Origin of the sequence: Nitrososphaera sp. (assembly GCF_050748925.1) — an archaeon.
Taxonomy (GTDB): domain Archaea; phylum Thermoproteota; class Nitrososphaeria; order Nitrososphaerales; family Nitrososphaeraceae; genus Nitrososphaera.
Window position 1 is genome coordinate 1 of record NZ_JBOGQF010000202.1, and the last position, 2,200, is coordinate 2,200.

Annotated in this window: 2 protein-coding genes; one reads left to right on the plus strand and one right to left on the minus strand. The window is 58.5% G+C overall.

Annotated features, from left to right (window positions below; genetic code table 11):
* Positions 1 to 1,141 (minus strand): nucleotide sugar dehydrogenase (locus tag ACREAY_RS11445; protein WP_431755899.1); only part of this gene is annotated, 1,141 nt, incomplete at its 3' end.
* A gap of 78 nt (positions 1,142 to 1,219) precedes the next feature.
* Here ACREAY_RS11445 and ACREAY_RS11450 point away from each other — a divergent pair.
* Positions 1,220 to 2,059, plus strand: coding sequence for a hypothetical protein (locus ACREAY_RS11450; RefSeq protein ID WP_431755900.1), 840 nt, complete (start codon positions 1,220 to 1,222; stop codon positions 2,057 to 2,059).
* Positions 2,060 to 2,200 lie beyond the last annotated feature (141 nt).

The window sequence follows — 2,200 nt, forward strand, 5'->3', positions numbered from 1 at the left end:
GGTCGCTTTTTACGAGTGGGTCGTGGACGTGCACCCGGGCCCCAAGCTTTTTCAGCTCGTCAACCACCGCGTACGTCGGCGACAAACGTGTATCGGTGACGCCGCCCCGGAACGCGAGCCCGAGCACCGCGACCGTCGACGGCCTTGCCCCTCCAAGGAGCCTGACTGCCTGCTCGACGCAGTAGGCCGGCATCGAGTCGTTGACGTTTCGGCCTAGCCTTGTAATATTGCAGTCGACCCTGGCAAGGCCGGCCGCGTGCAGTATAAACTGAGGATATACGGGTATGCAGGCGCCCCCCACCCCGACTCCGGGCTTGTGGATGTGGCAGAACGGCTGCGAGTTGGCGCCGTCTCGGGCCTCCCAGAAATCTACGCCGGCCTTTTCGCAGAACCGGGCCATCTCGTTTGCAAGCGCAATGTTGACGTCCCGGTAGACTCCTTCCAGCAGCTTCTCTGTCTCTGCTGTGCGGATGTTGCTCATGGCCATGACGCCTTTTTTGAACACAAGTGAGAACAGTTTTGATCCCGCCTCGACGCTTGCCGGCCCTGCGCCGGACACTATGGCAGGGTAGCGCTCCTCAATGTCCTCTATTGCCCTCCCCTCGTAGATCCTCTCGGGGTTGTAGATCATGAAAAAGTCGCGCTCGGCCTTTAGGTTGCTCTCTTTTTCTAGGATGGGCACCACGACGTCTTCGGTGGTGCCGGGGGGAACACTCGGGTTGAGGATGACGGTGTCGCCTTTTTTCAGCCCCTTTGCTATTGACGAGGCAACCTGCCTGACTGCGCCGAGGTCTGCCGAAAGCGACGAGCCCACTGTCAGGACTGGCACGCAAATCATCTTGACCTGCGAGTCCTGCGCCGCCTTGACAGGGTCGTCGTAAACGGCAAAGCGCTTATCCTTCAATCCTTTTGAATATGCTTCGTTTACGCCCGGCTCTGGCACGTGCGTCCTGCCCTTTCTTGCCAGCTCGAGCACGTGGGGAGACTTGTCGACTCCGATGACGTGGGCTCCGAACCGGAGCCACACCGACACGATGGGTGAGCCCACGTGGCCGAGGCCGTACACGGCTATCCGGGTCTGCCCCGACTTTACCTTTTTTGCCAGATCCGAAACGGCGCTTTTGGCTCTCCCCTTTTTCATCGACACGAAAGGCTAGGCCCGCCGCTCTATTTATTCTTCGGCAATAGCTTTAATGCTTCACAGGGTTTTGCAATCCTGTTGTTGATACCGGCCGCAGTAGCCGATTACGTCGCCGGCCTTACCCATCCCGCAGCTCTTGTTGGGTGCAGGCTGTCCGGCATGTCGCATGACTGCTGCGAGCACGACATCGCGGTGTTTGGGCAGGGCGAAAACGCCGTCGTGCATGTCGGCGGCCATATAATAGAGCTCGTGCATGTCGGCATGGCGGCGCAAGATGTCGCCCCGCTTGGAAGGATAGAAGTCATCAGGGATTCGCCGGCGCTTGCCCTGTCGTCGATGCTGCAGGAAGTCGCGCCAAAGCTGAAAAAGGCGCTGGCCGCATTCGGCAGAAAGTCGCTTGTAAGCTCGCTCTTTTGCCAGCAAAAGATGAAGGACACCCGGCACCAGGTTGCCTCTGCGATGTGGCTAAAGATGGCCGCGTACCATTTTGTGCAGGGAACGCTTGCACTTGCAGGCACAAGGCCGATGCCCCTGCACGAGCTTGCTCAGGTGAGGCAGGCAGAGCTGGCGACCGACGCTGCAGACGGGGTTCAAGCCGCGCTCGAATGCATTGGAATTGAGAGGGCCACCAGGTCCGAGATTGCAAGGTCGATTGAAGCGATAACAGAGCTGAAATCCGGCGATTACGACAAAGAGCTGACAAGGTACAAGGCCGAGCACCTGCTTGAAAAGAGCATGATCGCCGACTGTTACTATTACCTTGGCAGGGTGGCGTCAGAGAGCCTTGCAGGCAGAGGCAGCGCTTTTTACAGCAAGTACGGCAAGCTCGTCCAGATATCCATGGACCTTTCTAGCGATATCCAGCAGCTGGAGAAGCTGCAAAAAAGCTTGTTCCGGGCCGCAAAGAAGGGCCTGTAGCTACTTTCTGACAGAGACCGTGAGCACAGGCGCTTCCGCCTTGACAGTCCTTGCGCGCAGCTTTGCCTTGTACTTCAAGTTCCTCGGCTTTGTCCTGAGCCTGTAGCCGCAGCACGGGCACCAGAGGCCATCCCACTTGAT